At 61.8% G+C, this 20,666-nt stretch carries 20 protein-coding genes; 14 read left to right on the top strand and 6 right to left on the bottom strand.

Annotated features, from left to right (window positions below; genetic code table 11):
• Positions 1 to 158 precede the first annotated feature (158 nt).
• The 3 genes from AAIL67_RS06400 (at position 159) to AAIL67_RS06390 (ending at position 2,935) form a co-directional block, all read left to right on the top strand.
• Entirely contained in the window at positions 159 to 1,352 is a 1,194-nt protein-coding gene (locus AAIL67_RS06400) for a phosphoglycerate kinase (protein ID WP_034351002.1), read from the top strand.
• Positions 1,353 to 1,647: 295 nt separating this feature from the next.
• Positions 1,648 to 2,127 carry a cyclic nucleotide-binding domain-containing protein gene (locus AAIL67_RS06395; RefSeq protein ID WP_034347941.1) on the top strand — a complete coding sequence of 160 codons (480 nt, stop codon included), beginning with the start codon at positions 1,648 to 1,650 and terminating at the stop codon, positions 2,125 to 2,127.
• A 142-nt stretch (positions 2,128 to 2,269) separates the two neighbouring features.
• Positions 2,270 to 2,935, top strand: a complete 666-nt coding sequence (locus AAIL67_RS06390; RefSeq protein WP_034351531.1) for a hypothetical protein — start codon at positions 2,270 to 2,272, stop codon at positions 2,933 to 2,935.
• Between the two features lie 22 nt (positions 2,936 to 2,957).
• On the opposite strand, the gene AAIL67_RS06385 is transcribed toward AAIL67_RS06390, so the two are convergent.
• The gene (locus AAIL67_RS06385; RefSeq protein ID WP_003066840.1) at positions 2,958 to 3,515 is read right to left on the bottom strand and encodes an adenine phosphoribosyltransferase; all 558 of its coding nucleotides are present in this window, start codon (positions 3,513 to 3,515) and stop codon (positions 2,958 to 2,960) included.
• A 111-nt stretch (positions 3,516 to 3,626) separates the two neighbouring features.
• Between AAIL67_RS06385 and AAIL67_RS06380 the strand changes: the two genes are divergently transcribed.
• From AAIL67_RS06380 to AAIL67_RS06365, 4 genes are read left to right on the top strand one after another with little or no spacing between them, the layout of a single operon-like run.
• Entirely contained in the window at positions 3,627 to 4,628 is a 1,002-nt protein-coding gene (locus AAIL67_RS06380) for a KpsF/GutQ family sugar-phosphate isomerase (protein ID WP_003066843.1), read from the top strand.
• On the top strand, positions 4,628 to 5,188 hold the full coding sequence (locus AAIL67_RS06375; RefSeq protein WP_343483608.1) for an HAD hydrolase family protein: 561 nt from the start codon (positions 4,628 to 4,630) through the stop codon (positions 5,186 to 5,188). Before AAIL67_RS06380 ends, AAIL67_RS06375 begins: the two co-directional genes overlap by 1 nt.
• A complete protein-coding gene (gene lptC / locus AAIL67_RS06370) occupies positions 5,185 to 5,805 on the top strand; it encodes an LPS export ABC transporter periplasmic protein LptC (RefSeq protein ID WP_343483607.1) in 621 nt (206 codons plus the stop codon). Before AAIL67_RS06375 ends, lptC begins: the two co-directional genes overlap by 4 nt.
• Before the next feature lie 3 nt (positions 5,806 to 5,808).
• A complete protein-coding gene (locus tag AAIL67_RS06365; protein WP_343483606.1) occupies positions 5,809 to 6,600 on the top strand; it encodes an SDR family oxidoreductase in 792 nt (263 codons plus the stop codon).
• Between the two features lie 97 nt (positions 6,601 to 6,697).
• On the opposite strand, the gene AAIL67_RS06360 is transcribed toward AAIL67_RS06365, so the two are convergent.
• Together AAIL67_RS06360 and AAIL67_RS06355 are read right to left on the bottom strand one after the other, a co-directional pair.
• Positions 6,698 to 7,186: an RNA-binding protein gene (locus AAIL67_RS06360; protein WP_003066850.1), complete on the bottom strand. Its 489-nt coding sequence runs from the start codon at positions 7,184 to 7,186 to the stop codon at positions 6,698 to 6,700.
• A gap of 240 nt (positions 7,187 to 7,426) precedes the next feature.
• Positions 7,427 to 7,813, bottom strand: coding sequence for an RNA-binding protein (locus AAIL67_RS06355; RefSeq protein ID WP_003066853.1), 387 nt, complete (start codon positions 7,811 to 7,813; stop codon positions 7,427 to 7,429).
• A gap of 494 nt (positions 7,814 to 8,307) precedes the next feature.
• Between AAIL67_RS06355 and AAIL67_RS06350 the strand changes: the two genes are divergently transcribed.
• From AAIL67_RS06350 to AAIL67_RS06325, 6 genes are all read left to right on the top strand, one after another.
• Complete coding sequence (locus AAIL67_RS06350) at positions 8,308 to 8,877, top strand: TMEM165/GDT1 family protein (protein ID WP_343483738.1); 570 nt, start codon at positions 8,308 to 8,310, stop codon at positions 8,875 to 8,877.
• Positions 8,878 to 9,094: 217 nt separating this feature from the next.
• Positions 9,095 to 10,303: a homoserine O-acetyltransferase gene (locus AAIL67_RS06345; protein WP_045839342.1), complete on the top strand. Its 1,209-nt coding sequence runs from the start codon at positions 9,095 to 9,097 to the stop codon at positions 10,301 to 10,303.
• Entirely contained in the window at positions 10,300 to 10,884 is a 585-nt protein-coding gene (gene metW / locus AAIL67_RS06340) for a methionine biosynthesis protein MetW (RefSeq protein WP_059440020.1), read from the top strand. Before AAIL67_RS06345 ends, metW begins: the two co-directional genes overlap by 4 nt.
• 242 nt (positions 10,885 to 11,126) lie before the next feature.
• Positions 11,127 to 12,668: a methyl-accepting chemotaxis protein gene (locus AAIL67_RS06335; protein WP_343483605.1), complete on the top strand. Its 1,542-nt coding sequence runs from the start codon at positions 11,127 to 11,129 to the stop codon at positions 12,666 to 12,668.
• Positions 12,669 to 12,779: 111 nt separating this feature from the next.
• On the top strand, positions 12,780 to 14,273 hold the full coding sequence (locus tag AAIL67_RS06330; RefSeq protein ID WP_063662359.1) for a M20 family metallopeptidase: 1,494 nt from the start codon (positions 12,780 to 12,782) through the stop codon (positions 14,271 to 14,273).
• A gap of 166 nt (positions 14,274 to 14,439) precedes the next feature.
• A complete protein-coding gene (locus tag AAIL67_RS06325; RefSeq protein ID WP_343483604.1) occupies positions 14,440 to 15,318 on the top strand; it encodes a lysophospholipase in 879 nt (292 codons plus the stop codon).
• Here AAIL67_RS06325 and AAIL67_RS06320 read toward each other — a convergent pair whose 3' ends face one another.
• The 3 genes from AAIL67_RS06320 to AAIL67_RS06310 all read right to left on the bottom strand — a co-directional run bounded on the left by AAIL67_RS06320 (position 15,319) and on the right by AAIL67_RS06310 (position 18,070).
• Entirely contained in the window at positions 15,319 to 16,053 is a 735-nt protein-coding gene (locus tag AAIL67_RS06320) for an SOS response-associated peptidase family protein (RefSeq protein WP_343483603.1), read from the bottom strand. It abuts the gene before it with no gap.
• Between the two features lie 4 nt (positions 16,054 to 16,057).
• Positions 16,058 to 16,798, bottom strand: a complete 741-nt coding sequence (locus tag AAIL67_RS06315) for a 16S rRNA (uracil(1498)-N(3))-methyltransferase (RefSeq protein ID WP_343483602.1) — start codon at positions 16,796 to 16,798, stop codon at positions 16,058 to 16,060.
• A 165-nt stretch (positions 16,799 to 16,963) separates the two neighbouring features.
• Positions 16,964 to 18,070: a phosphotransferase gene (locus tag AAIL67_RS06310; protein ID WP_063662350.1), complete on the bottom strand. Its 1,107-nt coding sequence runs from the start codon at positions 18,068 to 18,070 to the stop codon at positions 16,964 to 16,966.
• A 243-nt stretch (positions 18,071 to 18,313) separates the two neighbouring features.
• Here AAIL67_RS06310 and AAIL67_RS06305 point away from each other — a divergent pair, with 243 nt between their 5' ends.
• Positions 18,314 to 20,659 carry an LPS-assembly protein LptD gene (locus tag AAIL67_RS06305; RefSeq protein WP_343483737.1) on the top strand — a complete coding sequence of 782 codons (2,346 nt, stop codon included), beginning with the start codon at positions 18,314 to 18,316 and terminating at the stop codon, positions 20,657 to 20,659.
• The last annotated feature ends 7 nt before the right edge of the window (positions 20,660 to 20,666 follow it).

Here is a 20,666-nt window from a genome sequence, read left to right as displayed (position 1 = left end):
CTTGAAACCAAGTTACAGAGCGCGCAGGATGCTCCTGTTTTTGAGTCGAGTAAGCGTGTAAAAGCGATGCCTGAAAGTGGCGATCGCCCTAGAATGCAGGCAGATTTTGTGTTTTCCAACCTTTGTATGGGCGACTTTCGGAGTCGCTTTTTTGCTGCATGAACATCATCCGCTTCTCCGATCTGTGCGCCCAGGGCAAGGCCCAGGGTCAACGTGTTTTCATCCGTGCCGACCTGAACGTACCCCTGAACGACGCTGGTGAAATCACCGAAGACACGCGTGTGCGCGCTTCCGTGCCTGCGATTGAAATGGCTTTGAAGGCCGGCGCTGCCGTGATGGTCACCAGCCACCTGGGTCGCCCCACCGAAGGCGAATTCAAGCCCCAGGACTCGCTGGCCCCTGTGGCCAAACGCCTGTCCGAGCTGCTGGGCCGCGATGTGCCCCTGGTCGCCAACTGGGTGGACGGCGTGCAGATTGCTCCCGGCCAGGTCGTGCTGCTGGAGAACTGCCGTGTCAACGTGGGTGAAAAGAAGAACAAGCCCGAGCTGGCCCAGAAGCTGGCCAAGCTCTGCGACATCTTTGTGAACGATGCCTTCGGCACCGCTCACCGTGCCGAAGGCACGACCTACGGCATCGCCGAATACGCCCCCATCGCCTGTGCCGGCCCGCTGCTGTCGGCCGAGATCGACGCGCTGAACAAGGCCTTGGCCGCGCCTGCACGTCCTCTGGCCGCCATCGTGGCAGGCTCCAAGGTGTCCACCAAGCTGACCATCCTCAAGAGCCTGGCCGACAAGGTGGACCAGCTCATCGTGGGCGGCGGCATTGCCAACACCTTCATGCTGGCTGCCGGTCTGAAGATCGGCAAGAGCCTGGCCGAGCCCGATCTGGTGGCGGATGCCAAGGCCGTGATCGACGCCATGGCTGCCCGTGGCGCCAATGTGCCCGTGCCCACCGATGTGGTCACCGCCAAGACCTTTGCTGCCGATGCCGTGGCCACCGTCAAGAAGGCCTCCGAAGTGGCCGACGACGACATGATTCTGGACATCGGCCCGGAAACCGCAGCCCTGCTGGCCGAGCAGCTCAAAAAGGCTGGCACCATCGTCTGGAACGGCCCCGTGGGCGTGTTCGAGTTCGACCAGTTTGCCAATGGCACCAAGGTCATCGCCCAGGCGATTGCCGAGTCACCCGCCTTCAGCATTGCCGGCGGTGGCGACACCCTGGCCGCCATTGCCAAGTACGGCATTGAAAAGGACGTGGGCTACATCTCCACCGGCGGCGGTGCCTTCCTGGAAGTGCTGGAGGGCAAGAAGCTGCCTGCCTTCGAGATCCTGGAAAAGCGCGCCCATGGCTGATTTCCTTGAAAAATGTCGCTAACCCAACTGGGAAGAGCGATATAAGCTATCAAAGAAGGATCGAATCATCGATCCTTTTTTGTTTTGACGCGGATGAAGATGCAGACACTCTGGGGAAGTAAAAGCAACTCCGCACCGCAAGTGATTGGCGGGACTGTCAGAGTCGCTTAGCATTCAGCCTGCGTTGATGGTGAGCCATGGCGCGCTATGAATTTCTTTTACCCTGAGCGGCCGGGATGCGTATCCGGATTTGTCCACCGGATGGCATGCGGCGTTCGCGTTCCACCCACTGCTTATGTTCGCTTCAACACCTCAGGATTTGTCGGCGCTGATTCAGGCGATGACGACCTCGGTTGCCACCGATACCGCTCAAAACGTGCTCAGTGCCGCTCAATGGGAGTTGCTGGCGCCCTATCTGCAGCCGATCAATCTGGCGGCCAGCGAGGTGTTGTTTGCCGAAGGGGCGCTGGATCGCAATCTGTATCTGGTGGAGTACGGCTCGCTGAGCGTGCATTACCAGGATTCGAAGGAAAGAATCCGCCTGGCTTTGGTGGGGCCGGGGGCGATTGTGGGGGAAGGGGCCTTCTTCGCCCATAGACCACGCAAGGCCACGGTTCAGGCCGCAGCGCCCAGCCGTCTATGGTGTCTGACAGCGCTGCGTTATTCCGAAATTGCCAACCGTCAGCCTGCTCTGGCCCTGGCGCTGCTGACCATGGCAGGTCAGGTGCTGGCCCGCCGTGCAGGGGACAGTCGTCGCCGGGTGGCCAGCACCTGAGTGAAGATTTTTTGTATTTCGGCCGGGCTGGGCGCTTGATCCACGTCGGACAAAGGCTAATATTTCGGTAAATGTCACGAGCTGCTCCAGACCTGGAGGCAGAATGTGTCTCGTTGTAAATCCTGCCTGTTCGAGTGTGCTCATGTCCCTGTTCCGATGGTTTTCTCGCGGGCCTCGCCGAGAAGGTAGCACGCAAGCACCGCGCCACGAGGATGATTCGGTAGCGCGTCAGTCGCAGCGCCGGGAGCGCTCCGCCAGACGCGAGCAGCTGTACGTCATCGTGCGCGAAGCCATGGTCAGGGTCGGCATTCTTTCGGCCGGCTACAAGTTCAAGGTGCTCTCGCTGGACAACGTCGGCCAGCGCTTTGTCGTGATGGTGGATCTGGCTCCTGCATACGCTGCGGATGCTCTGCAGCAAAGACGTATCGAGGCATTGATTGCCGAGCTCGCCAGAACCCGCATGGATGCAGGGGTTCACGCTGTTTACTGGCGCGTGAACGGACAGCTTCAAAGCGCTGCTAGCCCTGATTTTGCGCAGATGCAGTTTGACGGGGCCGCCCCCCCGATGAAGGCGCCACGACATGCTCCGGTTGCGGCACATTCAGGCCGCTCTTTCGAGCCCATTGACGCGCAGGAAATGGATGCGTTCAAGCAGGCAGTGGCCATGGCCGCTGCATCGCCCGCGAGTGTGCGCCAATCACGCCAGGCGCCATTGCTGGGCCCTGGCTCTGGTCATGAGGAAGGCGGCGAATTTGCCGTGTCCGGACTGGGCTCTCTGGGCGCGACGCAGTACGGAGAGCTGCGCTGATCCAGGGCTGCTGCGGGGCTGCTCAGTGCCCGGCAAAGTCAACCAGAGTGAACAGGGGCAGGCCGCTGTCCTTGAGGTGCTTGGAGCCGCCCAGTTCCGGCAGATCCACAATCGCTGCGCCTTCCACCACGGTAGCCCCCAGCTTTTCCAGAAGTTTCTTGCCGGCCATCATGGTGCCGCCGGTGGCGATCAAATCGTCGATCAGCAACACACGGTCGCCGGACTTGACGGCATCGGTGTGCAGCTCCACGGTAGCGCTGCCGTATTCGAGCTCATAGGTTTCCTCCACCGTGGTGAAGGGCAGTTTGCCTTTTTTGCGGATGGGCACAAAGCCGACGTTGAGCTCGTGGGCGATCACGGCACCCAGAATAAATCCGCGCGCATCCAGGCCGGCAACCACGTCGGGGCGCAGCTTGGGGTCCATGTAACGATGAACAAAGGCATCGGTCATGATGCGAAAAACCTTGGGGTCCTGCAGCAGGGGCGTGATGTCACGGAATTGCACGCCCGGCGCAGGCCAGTCCGGCACGGTGCGGATATGGTCACGCAGATAGTCGTTGACGCTGGTGGAAGTTTGCATGTGGCCGCCTGAGTTCTTGAATGCTCGCCAGTGTATGGGCTCGGGCCTGAAATGCGGGCCAAAGGGGTGTTGCCCGCTGCCCGGCAAGCATGGGCTGGCTAAAATCCGGGCATGAATTCTGATGCTGCCAATTCGCGTCTGATCGACGCACCGCGAGCTTTGAACCTGGCCCGTGAGGCCCTGGATATAGAGGCCGCTGCCTTGCGTGCGATGTCGGTGCGCCTCAATGGCGCATTCACGGCGGTGGTTCAGCGCATTCTGCAGCTGCCAGGCCGTGTGGTGGTCATGGGCATGGGTAAAAGCGGGCATGTGGGCCGGAAGGTGGCTGCGACGCTCGCGTCCACAGGGACCCCTTCCTTTTTCGTGCACCCCGCAGAAGCCAGTCATGGTGACCTGGGCATGCTGACACAGGACGATCTGGTGCTGGCCCTGTCCAATAGCGGCGAGACCGATGAGCTGACGGGCGTGTTGCCCGCCATCAAGCGCATGGGCGTGCCCCTGGTGGCCGTGACCGGCGGTCTGCAATCGACACTGGCCAAACATGCAGACTGGGTGCTGGACACCCATGTCGACAAGGAAGCTTGTCCCTTGAACCTGGCTCCCACTGCCAGCACCACGGCTCAGCTGGCCATGGGAGATGCGCTGGCCGTGGCCTTGCTCGATGCTCGGGGCTTTGGTGCCGAGGATTTTGCGCGCTCACACCCCGGAGGAGCATTGGGACGACGACTGCTGACCCATGTGCGCGATGTGATGCGTCGTGGTGTCGATGTGCCCCAGGTTGCCCAGGATGTGAGCAGCGTGGACCTGATGCGCGAAATGAGTGCCAAGGGCCTGGGCTGCTCCGCCGTGGTCAACGCATCCGGTGAGCTGGTGGGGATCTTTACCGATGGTGATTTGCGCCGCTGTGTGGAAGCCGGCGTGGATCTGCGCAGCCGCACGGCGCAGGACGTCATGCATGCCAGGCCTCTGACGATCAAGCCCGATCTGCTGGCGGTGGCTGCGGCACGCATGATGGAAGAACATGGCATTACCGCAGTGCTGGTGGCCGATGACAATCAGCGCCTGCAGGGTGTGGTGCATATTCGCGATCTGATGCGTGCCAAGGTGATTTGATGAACCGACCTGCTCTGACACCCCGTCAGCAATGGGACCCACAGCTGTTGCTCAAGGCCCAGGGAATTCGTGTGGCCTTCTTCGATGTGGATGGCGTCCTGACCGACGGCGGCCTTTACTTCTCGGGTGAGGGTGAGGTCCTCAAGCGCTTCCATACGCTGGATGGTCATGGCCTGAAAATGTTGCAAAAGGCCGGCATCACGCCGGCCGTGGTGACGGGGCGAGATTCTGCGCCGCTGCGTTTGCGCTTGAAGCAACTGGGCATTGAACATGCGTGCTTTGGCACGGAGGACAAAGTGCCGGCTGCCGAGTCCATCCTGGCTGAACTGGGTCTGCAATGGCCGCAGGCCGCCGCCATGGGGGACGACTGGCCCGATCTTCCCGTCATGCGTCGCAGCCACTTTTCCTGCGCACCCGCCAATGCCCATGACGAGGCATCGCATGTGGCGGACTGGGTTAGTGCCAAGAATGGCGGAGAGGGGGCGGTGCGGCAGTTCTGCGATCTGCTGCTGGCCGCCAATGGTGCTTATGCGGCGCTGCTTTCGGGGTATGGCTCATGAGCGGGCAATGGCGCCGTGTGGGCGACAAGGCCTCGATGTACCTCCCCGTGCTCATCATGGGCCTGCTGGCGCTGGGCACCTGGTGGCTGGTGCGCAATGCTCCCAAGCCGATTGTCAGTGGCGCGGAGAAGTCCGTGCGGCACGATCCAGACTATTTCCTCAAAGACTTCGTCATCAAGAATTTCGAAGCATCGGGCCGCCTCAAAAATCGCCTGAATGGCGCGACAGGTGAGCACTTTCCCGATACCGATACGCTGGAAGTCTACGACGCACGCATGCTGAGCTTCACGCCTGATGGACGCAAGACCGTGGGCAGCTCCAACCGGGCATTGAGCAATGGCGACGGCTCGGAAATCCAGATGTTCGGCCAGGCCGTCATTCAGCGCGAGCCGGTGCCTGCAACTGCAACCCAGAAGGCCTTGCCTGCCATGCGGCTGGAGAGCGAGTTCCTGCAAATCTGGCCCAATGACGAGCGCGTCAGCACCAACAAAGCGGTGGTCATGACCCGTGGCAGTGACAGATTTACGGGTGACAGCATGCAGTATGCGCACCTTGATCAGATTCTGCAGATGCAGGGGCGGGTCAAGGGTGTCATCCTGCCCAACCAAAAGCCGTAAATCATGGCAGGGCATGGGGCCGGACTCGTCTATATCACCGGTGCCTCCAGCGGCATTGGGCAGGCCCTGGCCTGGTACTACTATCAGCGTGGCTGGTCGATCGCACTGGTGGCAAGACGCACCGTGCTCATGGAGCAATGGGCGCAGTCCATGCGAATGGATGCATCCCGCTACGCCGTTTATGCTGCGGATGTCACGAACATAGCAAGTGCTTGCAGTGCTGCGAATGCCTGTCTTGAGCACCAGGGCCTGCCTGATGTTGTTATTGCCAACGCGGGTGTCAGCTGGGGTGTGGATACCGCCTTGCGCGAGGATCTTGAGGTCATGCAGCAGGTGCTGGCCAGCAACACCATGGGGCTGGCTGCAAGCTTCCAGCCGTTTATTGCACCCATGGTGCGACGCGGCTCCGGGCGTCTGGTGGGTATTTGCAGTGTGGCTGGTATTCGCGGTTTGCCTGGCCATGCCGCATATTCGGCCAGTAAAGCGGCAGCCATTGCTTACTGTGAGAGTCTGCGTGTTGAGTTGCAGAAATCCGGGGTCTCTGTGACCAGTTTATTGCCTGGCTATGTGGACACTCCGTTGACGAAAAATAATCCGTATTCCATGCCTTTTCTGCTCTCGCCCGAGGAGTTCGCAAGGCGTGCCTTTCGTGTTATCGAGCGCAAAGCCAGATATGCGATTATTCCCTGGCAGATGAGGATTGTCGGCAGCGTAATGCGGCTGTTGCCCGCTTATCTGTGGGATAGATTGACTCTGGGGAAAACCAGAAAGCCCCGGCATCTAAAAAAGGATTGAGTGGAAGACATTGAGAAAATGACTATGCATTTGAATGTCTTCAAAAATAAATAAAGGCACGATATCGTGCCTTTATTGCTGAGCTGCTAAAAGGAGCTCATTCGCCGTGGTTATTGCCACCACCGTAGCCGCCGCGACCGCCGTGGCGTGGGCCTGAGCCATAGGGGCTGCGGAAGCCGCCTTCGCCGCGACCACCACCGCCATAGCCGCCGCCATCACCGCGACCATAGCCACCACCTTCACTGCGGCCACCGTAACCGCCATCGCGATTACCGCCGCCAAAACCGCCTTCACTGCGGAAGCCGCCTCCATAACCGCCGGAGCGAGGGGGGCGGGGTTCCATAGGGCGTGCCTCATTCACGACGAGGCTGCGACCCCCGAGGGGCTGACCATTCATGCCTTGAATGGCGGCTTGTGCTTCTGCTTCGCTGGCCATTTCCACAAAACCAAAGCCTTTGGAGCGGCCGGTGTCTCGTTCCATCATGACGCGTGCACTTGCTACGGCTCCAAACTGGCTGAACGCCTGCTCAAGATCGTTGTCACGCACACCATAAGGAAGGTTGCCGACATACAGCTTATTGCCCATTAATAACTCCTAGCTCCTCAATGCTTCAATGGCGCGATCGAATTCAGGACGTCCACTGCATATCCATGGGAAAACATGCAAAAAATCCTGAACACTTATTCGCTTGTGAACGGGAAATGCCCGAGAAAGGAATTATGACGGAGAACAATGAAAAAAATAAATGCTCGAAAACCGCATTGCTAACGTTTAGCAACAAAAAAAGGATCCGAAGATCCTTTTTTTGTTATTGGCAATAACTGATTAGTAGCTATTGCGACGGCCGTAGCCGCCGTCGCCACGGCCACCGCCGAAGCCGCCGTCACCACGGCCACCGCCAAAACCACCTTCACGACCGCCGCCGAAGCCGCCGCCGAAGCCGCCGGAGCGGGGAGGACGAGGCTCCATGGGGCGTGCTTCGTTCACGACCAGATCACGGCCGCCACGGTTTTGGCCGTGCAGGCCTTGGATAGCGGCTTGTGCTTCGGCATCGCTGCCCATTTCCACAAAGCCAAAGCCCTTGGAACGGCCGGTGTCGCGCTCCATCATCACCTTGGCGCTGTTCACAGTGCCGAATTCGCTGAAGCTGTCTTGCAGATCTTGGTCGCGGAAGGAATAAGGCAGATTGCCTACGTAAAGCTTGTTGCCCATGCTGGACTCCTGAAAAAACTTGAAAACGCGATGGAGCCCTAGGGAGTCAGCCTTGGATGACAACATTAGAGACGCTAACGCACTTGCCCCATCCAGAAATTGCTTTCCAGACAAAGACTCAAGCATTATGAGTCACAAGAGAAGCCGTAGTATTACGAAAAGATCAAATTTCGTGCTTGTAACAACATTGTCCTGATGGGAGTTACCCTGAAATACAAAATTTTGAATATCCAAATACGCAGATGTCTTACAGGGTTAAGCATGTAGAATGACGGCTACTTTCTTTGGGGAGTAGGCCGTTCGGCAGCCGTCTGCCGGATGCATGCGTCAACAGACTTGGGTCCTCGCGACCTATGGCGCATGCGGTACCGCGTGCAATGCGTGGTGCGACCGGCCGAGACCATTGATTACGTACCGAGAAAACCTATGAAGAGATAGGCCGGAGTCGGTGCGTGATCAATGCGTTCTGGCAACTCCGGCCGTCTATCCCCATCATGGAAGCCTTTCTCATATCCACCTCCATCGTCGCCCTGGCCGAGATGGGGGACAAGACCCAACTGCTGTCATTGGTACTGGCAGCCAAGTTCCGCAAGCCACTGCCCATCGTGGCCGGCATTTTTGCCGCGACGCTGGTCAACCATGCTCTGGCCGGCGCCGTGGGCAACTGGATCACCACGATGCTAGGTCCCGACGTGCTGCGCTGGATCTTGGGGGTTTCATTCATCCTCATGGCGGGCTGGATGCTGATTCCCGACAAGTTAGACGATGACGATACCGGCAATGGCGCCGGGCGTTGGGGTGTCTTCGGTACGACGCTGATGCTGTTCTTCCTGGCCGAGATGGGGGACAAGACCCAACTGGCCACGGTGGGCCTGGCCGCCAAGTACCCTCTGTCGTATTACTGGGTGGTGGCAGGCACCACGCTGGGCATGATGCTGGCCAATGCACCGGTGGTGTGGTTTGGCGAGAAGATCACCAAGAAGCTGCCGATCAAGACGATTCACCGTGTGTGCTCCGTGATCTTCCTGGTGCTGGGTGTGGCGGCGCTCCTGACCAAAGTGTGAAACTACCGAAAGCATAGCTATTTGCACAAGGCTCAAAAGGCTTGGACAGCTTTGACAGTCTGCTTTTGAGTTCGGTGCAATGAATGCAGTACACTGCACTTTTCACGCGCCGATTTGCCAAAGCTTGCGGGCGCTTTATAAATCCAGCTAAAGACCCGTCCGCGAAGTGACAGTACACCGACCCGGCCTCGTTTTTAGCGATGCCGGGTTTTTTCATATGTCCTTCATCGCGACACCTCAGTTCATGCATTTTGATGAGCCGCTGCCCTTGCAGAGCGGTGGTTCCATCGCCGATTACGACCTTGCCTTCGAGACCTATGGCCAGCTCAATGCCGACAAGAGCAATGCCATCGTGGTCTGTCATGCGCTCAATGCCTCCCACCATGTAGCAGGCAGCTACGAGGGCCAGCCCAAGAGCGAGGGCTGGTGGGACAACATGATCGGTCCGGGCAAGCCCGTCGATACCGACAAGTTCTTTGTCATCGGCATCAACAATTTGGGCTCCTGCTTCGGCTCTACCGGCCCCATGCACACCAACTCGGCCACGGGCAAGCCCTATGGTGCGGATTTTCCCGTGGTGACGGTGGAGGACTGGGTGGATGCGCAGGCACGTTTGCTGGACCGCCTGGGCATAGGCAAGCTCGCCGCCGTGCTGGGCGGCAGCCTGGGCGGCATGCAGGCCCTGTCCTGGTCGCTGCGCTATCCCGAGCGCATGCGCCATGCCGTGGTGGTGGCCAGTGCGCCGAATCTGAACGCCGAGAACATTGCCTTCAACGAGGTGGCGCGTCGCGCCATCGTCACCGACCCGGATTTCAACGGCGGCCATTTCTACGAGCATGGCGTGGTGCCCGCGCGCGGCCTGCGCATCGCGCGCATGATCGGTCACATCACTTATCTCAGCGATGACGTGATGAACCAGAAGTTCGGCCGCAGTCTCAGGGCCCCCGCACTCCTCGCTGAGGGGGCTGACCCGACTCGGGGCGGCCCGGCGCCGGATCGGCGCGATTACCTGTACAGCACCCAGGATGTGGAGTTCCAGATTGAGAGCTATCTGCGCTACCAGGGCGAGAAGTTCAGCGGCTACTTTGACGCCAACACCTATCTGCTCATCACACGCGCACTGGACTATTTCGATCCGGCGCGCTCCCATGACGGCGATCTGACCCGGGCGCTGGCCGTGGCCAAGGCCCGGTTTCTGCTCGTGAGCTTCACGACGGACTGGCGCTTCGCTCCGGCGCGCAGCCGAGAGATCGTCAAGTCGCTGCTGGAGAACAACCGCGACGTCAGCTATGCCGAGATCGACGCCCCCCATGGTCATGATGCGTTTTTGCTTGATGACCCACGCTATATGGGCGTGATGCGCTCCTATTTTGAAGGCATTGCCAAAGAACTGAATACCGCCGAACGCGCAGGAGAAGCCGCATGACCGAGTTGACCACCATGAAAGCCATTGCCCAGCTGGTGCCTGTGGGCGCACGCGTGCTGGACCTGGGTTGTGGCGACGGAGCGCTGCTCGAGCATCTGGTGCGCGAGCGCGGCTGTACGGGCTATGGCGTGGAACTGGACGACGCCAATGTGCTGGCCTGCACGCGCCGCGGCGTGAACGTGCTGCAGCTCAATCTGGAGGACGGCCTGGCTATCTTCGGCGACAACAGCTTCGATGTGGTGCTGCAGATCGACACGCTGCAGCATTTGCGCAATGCCGAGGTGATGTTGCAGGAGACGGCCCGCATCGGCAAGCAAGGCGTGGTTGCCTTTCCCAACTTTGCACATTGGCAAAATCGCTTCTCCGTGCTGCGCGGGCGCATGCCGGTCACGCGTCGCCTGCCCTACCAGTGGTATGACACGCCGAATATTCGGGTGGGCACCTACAAGGACTTCGAGGTGCTGGCCACCAAGAACCGCCTGCGCATTCGCGACTCCTTCGGTCTGCAAAACGGTCAGGTGGTGAGAAGCCTGCCCAATCTGTTGGCGACAACGGCGGTGTTCCACTTCGAGCATGCCTGATTGCTGCTCTTGAAACAGTAGCTAATTGCGGTTCATTGGCAATGAATCTGGTATCGATTCACATCGAATTCATTGCCTGATAAGCGCGAGAAGCTCTGAAGTCTGAGATGGCCGCACTCCTGCGGCAAAGCGCGGTGCTGCTGCCGCAATGCAAGAATGTAAGCATTTGATTCATAATCAACTGCTTATTTCTTCTTGATCCGAATCAATGCGCCGAAGCTTCGGCCGGCGCGCGCCTTGCCATGCGTTTTAGTTCCCGTCTCATTTTTTGCTCGGCTGCGCCTGCAGCCTTGTTTGTTCTGGCGCTGCTCAGCAGCCAGTGGGGGCTGACCCGCACACAGTCCGATTTCAACGACTACCTGAGGAACGATCAAGCTGTGGTGGCGCAGTTGCAGGAGCTGTATGCCCAGGGCCTGCAATCGGGCCAGGCCCTGCGCAATATCGTGATGGATCCGTCGGACTGGCAGGCCGTGCAGAACCTGGGCAATGCTCGTCGGGCCTATGACGCCGCCTATGACGATCTGAGCCAGCGCGTGCAGGGCACGGACCTGGAAGTCGCCGTCAAGAGCCTGCAGGCCTTGCGCCAGGCTCAGTCCGAAGCGCAGGACCAGATCGTGACTCTGGCGGCAGAGGACTATGACACTGCCGCCGTCGCGCTCAAGACTCGGGAAACCCCGGCCTGGCGCAAGCTGCGCGAAGCCGTGCTGCAACAGCTCAAGGCGGCCCGCGATGCGGCCGAAGCATCGCATGCGGCCACCCGTGCCAGCGCCCAGCGCATGCAGCTGTGGTCGGGTCTGCTGGCCCTGCTGGCCGTGGTCATCTCGGCCTCGCTGCTCTGGGTGATGGTGCGCACGCTGCGCAGCGAGTTGGGCGGAGACCCGGCCGATGCGCGCAAGGCGTTGCGCCGCGTGGCCGATGGCGATCTGACCGATGGGAGCTCGGGCGGCATGGCCCGGGGGCTGATGTCCGATCTGCAAACCATGCGCGGCGCGCTGCGCGAACTGGTCCAGCGCGTGCACGGCGCATCGGTGCAGATGCAGCATGCCTCCAGCGAGATTGCTCAGGGCAATGCCGACCTGTCTGCGCGTACCGAAAGCCAGGCCAGCGCGCTGGAGGAAACGGCGGCCAGCATGGAGCAGCTCAACGCCACCGTGCGCCAGAACGCCGATAGCGCCCAGACGGCCAATCAGTTGGCGCAGAACGCCTCGCAAGTGGCCCGGCAGGGCGGTGCCGTAGTAGCGCGCGTTGTGCAGACCATGCAGGACATCGACACCAGCAGCTCGCGCATTGCCGACATCATCGGCGTCATAGACGCCATTGCCTTCCAGACCAATATCCTGGCACTGAACGCGGCCGTGGAGGCTGCACGCGCCGGTGAACAGGGCCGAGGCTTTGCCGTGGTGGCCAGCGAGGTGCGCGCCCTGGCGGGGCGCAGCGCCGATGCGGCCAAGGAAATCAAGACGTTGATCACTGCCAGCGTGGAGCGCGTGGCAGACGGCAGTGCGCTGGCCGACCAGGCAGGTCACACCATGGACGAGATCGTCAGTGCCATTCACCGCGTGACGGACATCATGGGCGAGATCAGCGCAGCCAGTAGCGAGCAGAGCGCAGGCGTGGCCCAGGTCGGCGAGGCTGTCATGCAGATGGACCAGGCCACGCAGCAAAACGCTGCCCTGGTGGAGGAAAGCGCAGCCGCTGCCGAGGGGCTGCGCCAACAGGCAGAAAGCCTGCTGACGGAGGTTTCCCGCTTCCAATTGGAGCGGGGGGCGCTGGCATTGCGCTAAACCCTGATCGCCATGTCAATGCCTGCGGCGCAGGCACCGGCATTGGCGCACAATCACGGGCATGGCGCGGGCCCGTCATGGCTCGTAGCCCCGTCACTGAAGGAGCCGACCATGAACGCACGTACTCCCATCAATCTGCTGCAGCCACAGGACGCGCTGCAGCACATCACCGAGCAGTGGGACCAGAGCATCGTCCCCGAGCTGACCAACTACATCACCATTCCTGCCAAGTCGCCCATGTTTGCACCCGACTGGGAGCAGCAAGGCCATATCGCCACCGTGCTGCGCAACGCTGCGGCCTGGGTGGAAGCGCAAAAAGTGGCCGGGCTGACCCTGGAGGTGATTCAGCAGCCGGGTCGCACGCCGGTCATCTTCTTCGAGGTGGAAGGTACGGCCGAGAAGGCCTCGACCAGTCCCACGGTGCTGATGTACGGCCACCTCGACAAGCAGCCCGAGTTCGAAGGCTGGCGCAGCGATCTGGGTCCCTGGACGCCCAAGTACGAGGACGGCAAGCTCTACGGGCGTGGCGGCGCCGACGACGGCTATGCGGTCTATGCCAGCGTGGCGGCGATTCAGGAGCTCAAGCGCCAGAACGTGCCTCACCCCCGTATCGTGGCCATCATCGAGACCTGCGAGGAAAGCGGCTCGGCCGATCTGCTGCCCTATGTGGATGCCTTGCGCCCGCGTCTGGGCGATGTGGGCCTGGTGATCTGTCTGGACAGCGGTGCCGGCAACTACGACCAGCTGTGGCTGACCACCAGCCTGCGCGGCATGGCCAGCGGCACGCTCAAGGTGCAGATCCTCACCGAGGGTGTTCACTCGGGCGATGCCTCGGGCGTGGTGCCCTCATCCTTTCGCATCATGCGCCAGGTGCTGGATCGTCTCGAGGACAGCAAGAACGGCCGCGTGCTGCCGCAGAGCTTTCACTGCGAGGTGCCGGCCGAGCGCATGGCGCAGATCCGCGCCACGGCGGAGATCCTCGGCGAGGACGCTTATGCGCGCTTTCCCTGGGCGCATTACGACTGCGGGGGCTCGGCTCGTGTGTCCCTGCCCACGACCACCGATCCCGTCCAGGCCCTGGTGCGTCGCACCTGGGAGCCCACGCTGAGCGTGACCGGTGTGGAGGGCATGCCCAATCTGCAAAATGCCGGCAATGTGCTGCGCCCCTACACGGCCTTCAAGCTCAGCCTGAGGCTGCCGCCGTTGGTCGATGCCGCAGCCTGCGTGCAGGAGATGAAGGCCCTGCTGGAGGACAACGCACCCTATGAGGCCAGGGTGACCTGGGAAGGCCTGTCCAGCTCCAGCGGCTGGAATGCGCCGGGCATGGACGGCTGGTTCGAGAAGGCGCTCAATGCCGCCAGCCAGGCCCATTTCGGCGCCGGCTGCGGCTATATCGGCCAGGGCGGCACGATTCCGCTGATGAATATGCTGAGCAAGGGCTTTCCCAAGGCGCAGATGATGGTCTGCGGCGTGCTGGGCCCCAAGAGCAATGCCCACGGTCCCAACGAGTTCCTCCATGTGCCCTATGCCAAGAAACTCACGGCGTCGGTGGCCGAGGTGATTGCCGCCATGGCCCGCCATCAGACGGAGCCGGACCAAGCCTGATCGCGGCATTGAAAATAGCTGCTGACGCTTTTCCAGAAAGCGCCGGCAGCTATCCTTTTGGTGGCGACAGTGTTGAATTCCTAGGGACGGGTCGAGGATTGCCACGGTTGACGCGGGCGGGGGGCGGCTGCATCCTGCAAGCTCTTGCCAGCTGAAGAGACCGTGCATGACGCCTACCGATACCCGTACCCAGACGACGCCCCGGCTGCTGCATATGGCCGCATCGGACGCCACCCAGCTTGCGCTGCGCGACTGGCCGCTGGCGCCGGGAGTCAAGCCCCGTGCCCAGGTGCTGCTGGTGCATGGCCTGGGCGAGCACAGCGGCCGCTATGCCGCGCTGGCGCAGCGGCTCAACGAGCTCGGCTTTGCGGTGCGGGCCTATGACCAGTATGGCCACGGCTTGTCGGGCGGGCCGCAGGGCGGCCTGACCAGCGATATGCGCTTGCTCGACGATCTGGCCGTGGTGCTCGATGCCACACGTGCAGCCATGCCCAGGCATCAGCCCCTGGTGCTGTTGGGGCACAGCCTGGGTGGACTGGTGGCCGCTGATTTTGTCGCGTCCGGCCTGCGTCATGTGGACGGGCTGGTGCTGTCCTCGCCGGCGCTGGCCCTGCATCTGTCGGGTGTGCAGAAGGCGCTGGTGGCGAGCCTGCCCAGGCTGCTGCCCAATCTGCGCGTGGCCAATGGCGTGCAGTCCGCGCATCTCTCGCATGATCCCGAAGTGGCTCTGGCCTATGACGCCGATGCACTGCAGCACCGACGCATCAGCGCCAGGCTGGCGCGCTATATGGCCGAGGGTGGCCGCCATGTGCTGTCCAAGGCCACGGCCTGGTGCGTGCCCACGCTGCTGCTATGGGCGGGCGAGGACAAGCTGGTCAACCCTGCCGGCAGCGCCGCGTTTGCCGCCCAGGCGCCACGCGATCTGGTGCAGTCCCAGTGCTTTGAGGCGGCCTATCACGAGATCTTCAACGAGAGCCCCGAACTGGCCGCACCGGTTTTTGCGCGGCTCGAGCAGTGGCTGGAACAGCAGTTTCCAGCCCCCTGATTACCACTGCTGTGGCGGCTGCTTGCGGCCTTTTTCCACGGGATTGGCGCGCAGCTTTTCCGCCGGGTAGGGGCGCAGAAACTCCTTGGCCTTGTTGACCTTGGCATTGAGCCAGGCGTCGTATGCGCCTTCGTTGAGGATGGCCGGCATGGCCTTGTCGTTGCCGGGCTGGCCGTAGCGGTTCATCAGCGCATGGGCATTGGCATTGATGGTGATGAGGGCGTAGCTGACGATGACCTCGCCGTCCTCGCCCACCCAGCGCGCCCAGACGCCGGCGGCGCCCATGGGCTGGTTGTCCACGCGGGTGATACGGGTCGGCAGGGGCTTGCCGGGGCGCAGGTCGTCGACCTGAAAGGCCTGCAGCGGCACGATGCAGCGCTGGCCGGCCAGCCAGGCATCACGAAAGGCCGTTCCCGTGGTCAGATTGTCGATTTTTGCATTCACCAGCTTGAGCGCGCGCAGGCGGCCGTCCGAGGCCGATTTGACCCAGTGCGGCACCAGACCGAAGCTGGCCGGCACCAGCAGCCGTTCCACCGGCAGTGCGGGTGCTCCTTCTTCAGGAGCTGAAAACGTACGTCCCAAGAGCGTTGCAGAGGACTCTGTGGCAGCGTTGATGATGATGCAGCCGAGGCGGCGCGGGGTGATGATGCTTTCGGGCCTGGGCTCGGGAGCCTCCACACGAAAGTTCTGCAGATAAAACTCGGGCTTGGCCAGAGAGAGATGACAGCTGCTCATTGATTTACTCCAGGGCCAGCAGGGACAGGGCGGCAACAGATGCCGTTTCAGCGCGCAGCACGCGGGAGCCGAGGCTTGCAGGTTGCCAGCCCTGCTCCAGCGCCCAGTCTTCTTCCTGGGCGGTCAGACCCCCTTCGGGGCCATGCAGCACCCAGACTGCCCGGGCATCGCCGGCGGCGGCGCGCAGCGGTTGATTGCCCTCGCGCAGCGACAGCACCAGACGCGCCGCATCGGCCGCAGGCGCCTGCTGGCTGCGCAGCCAGTCGGCCAGCGACTGGGGTGCGTGAATCACGGGTACCTGGTTGCGGCCGCATTGCTCGCAGGCCGAGACGGCAATCGACTGCCAGCGCTCGATCTTCTTGTCGGCGCGGTCGCCCTTGAGCTTGAGCACGCTGCGTGCCGCCATCACGGGCTGGATGCTGGCGACACCCAGCTCGGTGGCTTTTTCCACCAGCCAGTCCATGCGCTCGTTGGCGGGCATGCCGACGACCAGGTGCACGGCACGTGCGGCTTCGCGCTCGGCGGGGCTGTGGCTGTCCACGCGCACGCCCACATCGCTGCGGCCCATGTGGGTGATGGTCGCCTGGAACTCGCCACCGGTAAAACCGTTGCCGGTCTGGCCCTCAAACAGGGTGATGACATCGCCGGGCTGGTGGCGCAGCACCTGCACATGGCGGGCGGCACCTGCAGGCAGGTCCAGCTCGTTGCCGATGTGCAGTGGAATAGGGCAGTGATAGCGCGGCATAGGGGAAATTGATATTTGTTACTTGCGGTTAGAGCTGCTTCGCAGCCTGTAAAACTGGCACCCTCTAACCTAGGGACACCGCGCAAGGGCCGCCCCGCAGCGCTGGTGTCGTCCCCCTCCGCGAAGCAGAGAGGGGGAAGCCGCAAAGCGGCTCAGGGGGTGTGCTCACATCCGCCCGTAGGCGTAACCCACCTGCGTCTGGATACCCTCGATCTCGTCGATCAATTTGAGGAACGGGCCCAGCGCGCGGTAGCGGTTGCAGGTGGATCGGATGTAGTGGATGAAACGAGGCGTATCGGCCAGATACTTGGGCTTGCCGTCGCGCAGCGTCAGGCGCGCAAAGATACCCGCAACCTTGAGGTGGCGCTGCAGACCCATCCATTCAACCCCACGGTAGAACTCGCCGAAGTCATCACCCCAGCCGCTGGCGCTGTTGGCGCCCACCAGGCCGGCCTTGCGGGCCTTTTCCCAGTAACGGATGGTGATGTCGATGATGAAGTCCTCTTCCCAGCTGATGAAGGCATCTCGCAGCAGGCTGGCGATGTCATAGGTGATGGGGCCGTAGACGGCATCCTGGAAGTCCAGCACGCCCAGCGGCGCGCCGCTGGACACAGGTTGCATCAGGTTGCGCATCATGAAGTCACGGTGCACATAGACGCTGGGAGCCTGCAGATTGTGGGCGACGATCTGATCGAAGGTCTTGCCGAGCAGGGCCTGCTGCTTGTCGTCCAGCGTGAACTGGCGGTGCTTGGCGATGTACCAGTCGGGAAACAGCTGCAGCTCGCGGCGCAGCAGGGCCTCGTCATAGAGAGGCAAGCTGCCGGTATTGCCGGCCTTGGAGGCCAGTTGCCAGTCCAGCAGCACCTCGATGGCCGAGCGGTACCAGGCTTCGGCATCCTGGGGTTTTTCGGGGTTCAGAGCCTCGATGACGGTCTGGCCGCCCAGGTCGCTGAGCAGCATGAAGCCGTGAACAGCATCCCAGTCCAGGATCTGCGGCACGCACAGGCCGGCCTGGTTCATCAGGCCCTGAACCTTGGCAAAAGGCGCGCAATCTTCCTTGTCTGGCGGCGCGTCCATGACGATCAGGCTGCTTCCATCGCTGCGATCCAGGCGCAGATAGCGGCGAAAGCTCGCATCGGCCGAAGCGGGGCGCAGGGTTGCGGGAAGCAGCTGGTGCTTTTGAGCCAGCGGTGCCAGCCAGGCGTCGAATGCGGCGTGGCGGGCAGAATCTGCCCAGGCAACGCCAACTGTGGGGGTGATAGGAGCGGTCATGGATAATCGGATTTTACAAACCGATGCCGCCGCATCTGTGGACAGTGGTGCTAGGCTCTCGGTTTTCTGTTGACGTGTGCCAGGGCACGCGCGCTTTTGACGTTCAAGATCATCGTGCAATCCCCATCCCATCCGCGAGATTTCCTACCTGCCTGCCCTGCCCGTTCGACGCGTGCGGGGACTGCTCGGCCGGTGATTCGTCCTCTGGCATGGGCTGTGGCACTGGCATGGGCGGGTGCTGGCATGCAGGCCTATGCCCAGTCGGCCGAAGCGAGCGGATCGTCCTCCTCCAGCGTCGCGGGCGAGCTGCCAGCCTTGGAACTCAAGTCCAGCAGCGCGCTGCAGGAGAGCTATCCTCAGGAAGTGCGTGACCAGCAGCCCATCTATATCAAAGGTGACAGTCTGTCCGGTCAGCCCGATCTCAAGGCCTCGGTTCATGGCGGGGCAGAGTTGCGCCGCGGCGACACCATGATCCGCGCGGACAAGCTCGACTATGCGGTTCCGGACGACAGGATCAACGCCGTGGGCTCGGTCCACATCAACCAGGCCGGCAATGTCTACGAGGGTACGGCGCTGGATCTGCAGATGGATGCCTTCAAGGGCCAGTTCGACAACGCCAACTATCGCTTTCTGGCCACGGGTGGCCATGGCGAGTCGTCGCGAGTGGATTTCATCGACAAGGATCGTTCGGTCGTCCATGACGCCACCTACACCACCTGCCAGCGCGATGACGAGGCCAGCTGGGAGCCGAGCTGGGTGCTCGAGGCCAAGACCATTCATCTGGACATGGCCGAAGAGGTGGGGGTGGCCGAGGGTGCGTCCCTGAAGTTCAAGGGTGTGACTGTCCTGCCCGTGCCGCGCATGAGCTTTCCGCTCTCGGACAAGCGCAAATCGGGCCTGCTGCCGCCCATGATAGGCATGGACAAGCTCGGCGGTATCGAGTATTCGCAGCCCTATTACTGGAATATCGCACCCAATCGCGATATGACCATCACGCCCTCGCTGATGACCAAGCGCGGCGTGAACCTGACGGGGCAGTTCCGCTATCTGGAGCCCAGCTACTCGGGCGAGACCTATGCCAGCTACATGCTGGGAGACAATCTGCGCAACCGCGATCGCTGGGGCTATTCCTGGCAGCATCGTGCGAGCTTCGACACGCCGGTCGGCGGTCTGGGGCTAAACCTTAATCTGAGCCGCGTCAGCGACGGTGATTACTGGCGCGACTTCCGCCTGGCTCCCGTGGCGCTGCGCCAGCGCCTGCTGCCCAGCACGGCCAATCTGAGCTGGGCCAAGGGCGATGGGGTGCTGAGCCTCAATGTGCTGCGCTATCAAGTGCAGCAGGATGTGACTTCGCCGATTGCGCCGCCCTACAGCATGGTGCCGCAGCTGCAGTACCGCTACACGCCGCTGGACCTGCCGCATGGGCTGGATTTCTCCGTGGTGGCCGACACCACACGCTTCGAGCTGATTCGCCCCATCACGGGTCAGGTCGGCAACAACGGCCAGCGCAGCTATGTGCAGGCGCAGCTGAGCCGGCCATTCCTGTCTCCCGGCGCCTTCATCACGCCCAAGCTGATGCTGCATACCTCCATGTATCAGACCGATCAGTTGATGAGCAACGGCAGCAAGAGCGCCAACCGGACCTTGCCCACCTTCAGCCTGGACAGCGGCCTGATCTTCGAGCGCGACACCTCCTGGTTCGGCAAGAATCTGTTGCAGACCTTCGAACCCCGAGCCTTCTATACCTATACGCCCTATCGCGATCAGAGCATGCTGCCGCTCTACGATACGGGTCGCAGCGATTTCAACTTCGCGAGTATTTTTTCCGAGAACGACTATGTCGGTCAGGACCGCATTGCCGACAACCATCTGATGACGCTGGGCGCGACCTCGCGCTTCATCGACCCTGAAAGCGGTGCGGAAAAGCTCAAGTTCGCCGTGGCCCAGCGCGTTCGCCTGTCAGATCAGCGCGTGCTGCTGCCCGGTGAGGTGGCTGCTACCAGCAAGCTGTCCGATATCCTGCTGGGTGCTGCCTTCAACTGGACCGACAAATGGTCGCTGGAAGGCACGACCCAGTACAACAAGGACTTGAACCGCACGGTCCGTACCACGGCCACGGCGCGTTACAGTCCGGGCAACTATCGCACCTTCAACATCGGCTACCGCACGCAGCTGGATACGGTCACCAAGAAGCCGTCCAGCGAGCTGGTGGACGTGGGCTGGCAATGGCCCATCAACGACCTCTGGGGTGACAAGGGCAAGGATCTGGGCGCCGGTCGCGGCCAGGGCGGTGGCCGCTGGTATGCCGTGGGCCGCCTCAACTACTCCATCAAGGACAACAAGCTGGTGGATACCGTGGTCGGCTTCGAATACGACGGTTGCTGCTGGATTGGCCGTGTGGTGCTGGAGCGTCTGCAAAGCTCGGTCATCCAGTCCAATCTGCGTCTGCTGTTCCAGATGGAGTTCGTGGGCTTCTCGCGCCTGAGCTTTGGTGCCGACCCCACCTCCAGTCTCAAGCAGAATGTGCCGCGCTACCAATATTTGCGTGAGGCGGTGACTCCGCCCAGCCGCTTTACCAATTACGATTAATCAAGGC

Origin of the sequence: Comamonas sp. A7-5 (assembly GCF_039581385.1) — a bacterium.
Classification (GTDB): Bacteria; Pseudomonadota; Gammaproteobacteria; order Burkholderiales; family Burkholderiaceae_C; genus Comamonas; species Comamonas thiooxydans.
Note: the sequence above shows the minus strand (reverse complement) of the source record. Positions and strands in the feature narration are given on the sequence as shown.

Bases quoted from the DNA above. Each gene is read 5' to 3' on its own strand.
- AAIL67_RS06400 (WP_034351002.1), top strand. From the start codon at position 159: ATGAACATCATCCGCTTCTCCGATCTGTGCGCCCAGGGCAAGGCCCAG.
- AAIL67_RS06395 (WP_034347941.1), top strand. From the start codon at position 1,648: ATGTTCGCTTCAACACCTCAGGATTTGTCGGCGCTGATTCAGGCGATG.
- AAIL67_RS06390 (WP_034351531.1), top strand. From the start codon at position 2,270: ATGTCCCTGTTCCGATGGTTTTCTCGCGGGCCTCGCCGAGAAGGTAGC.
- AAIL67_RS06385 (WP_003066840.1), bottom strand. From the start codon at position 3,515: ATGCAAACTTCCACCAGCGTCAACGACTATCTGCGTGACCATATCCGC.
- AAIL67_RS06380 (WP_003066843.1), top strand. From the start codon at position 3,627: ATGAATTCTGATGCTGCCAATTCGCGTCTGATCGACGCACCGCGAGCT.
- AAIL67_RS06375 (WP_343483608.1), top strand. From the start codon at position 4,628: ATGAACCGACCTGCTCTGACACCCCGTCAGCAATGGGACCCACAGCTG.
- lptC (WP_343483607.1), top strand. From the start codon at position 5,185: ATGAGCGGGCAATGGCGCCGTGTGGGCGACAAGGCCTCGATGTACCTC.
- AAIL67_RS06365 (WP_343483606.1), top strand. From the start codon at position 5,809: ATGGCAGGGCATGGGGCCGGACTCGTCTATATCACCGGTGCCTCCAGC.
- AAIL67_RS06360 (WP_003066850.1), bottom strand. From the start codon at position 7,186: ATGGGCAATAAGCTGTATGTCGGCAACCTTCCTTATGGTGTGCGTGAC.
- AAIL67_RS06355 (WP_003066853.1), bottom strand. From the start codon at position 7,813: ATGGGCAACAAGCTTTACGTAGGCAATCTGCCTTATTCCTTCCGCGAC.
- AAIL67_RS06350 (WP_343483738.1), top strand. From the start codon at position 8,308: ATGGAAGCCTTTCTCATATCCACCTCCATCGTCGCCCTGGCCGAGATG.
- AAIL67_RS06345 (WP_045839342.1), top strand. From the start codon at position 9,095: ATGTCCTTCATCGCGACACCTCAGTTCATGCATTTTGATGAGCCGCTG.
- metW (WP_059440020.1), top strand. From the start codon at position 10,300: ATGACCGAGTTGACCACCATGAAAGCCATTGCCCAGCTGGTGCCTGTG.
- AAIL67_RS06335 (WP_343483605.1), top strand. From the start codon at position 11,127: ATGCGTTTTAGTTCCCGTCTCATTTTTTGCTCGGCTGCGCCTGCAGCC.
- AAIL67_RS06330 (WP_063662359.1), top strand. From the start codon at position 12,780: ATGAACGCACGTACTCCCATCAATCTGCTGCAGCCACAGGACGCGCTG.
- AAIL67_RS06325 (WP_343483604.1), top strand. From the start codon at position 14,440: ATGACGCCTACCGATACCCGTACCCAGACGACGCCCCGGCTGCTGCAT.
- AAIL67_RS06320 (WP_343483603.1), bottom strand. From the start codon at position 16,053: ATGAGCAGCTGTCATCTCTCTCTGGCCAAGCCCGAGTTTTATCTGCAG.
- AAIL67_RS06315 (WP_343483602.1), bottom strand. From the start codon at position 16,798: ATGCCGCGCTATCACTGCCCTATTCCACTGCACATCGGCAACGAGCTG.
- AAIL67_RS06310 (WP_063662350.1), bottom strand. From the start codon at position 18,070: ATGACCGCTCCTATCACCCCCACAGTTGGCGTTGCCTGGGCAGATTCT.
- AAIL67_RS06305 (WP_343483737.1), top strand. From the start codon at position 18,314: ATGCAGGCCTATGCCCAGTCGGCCGAAGCGAGCGGATCGTCCTCCTCC.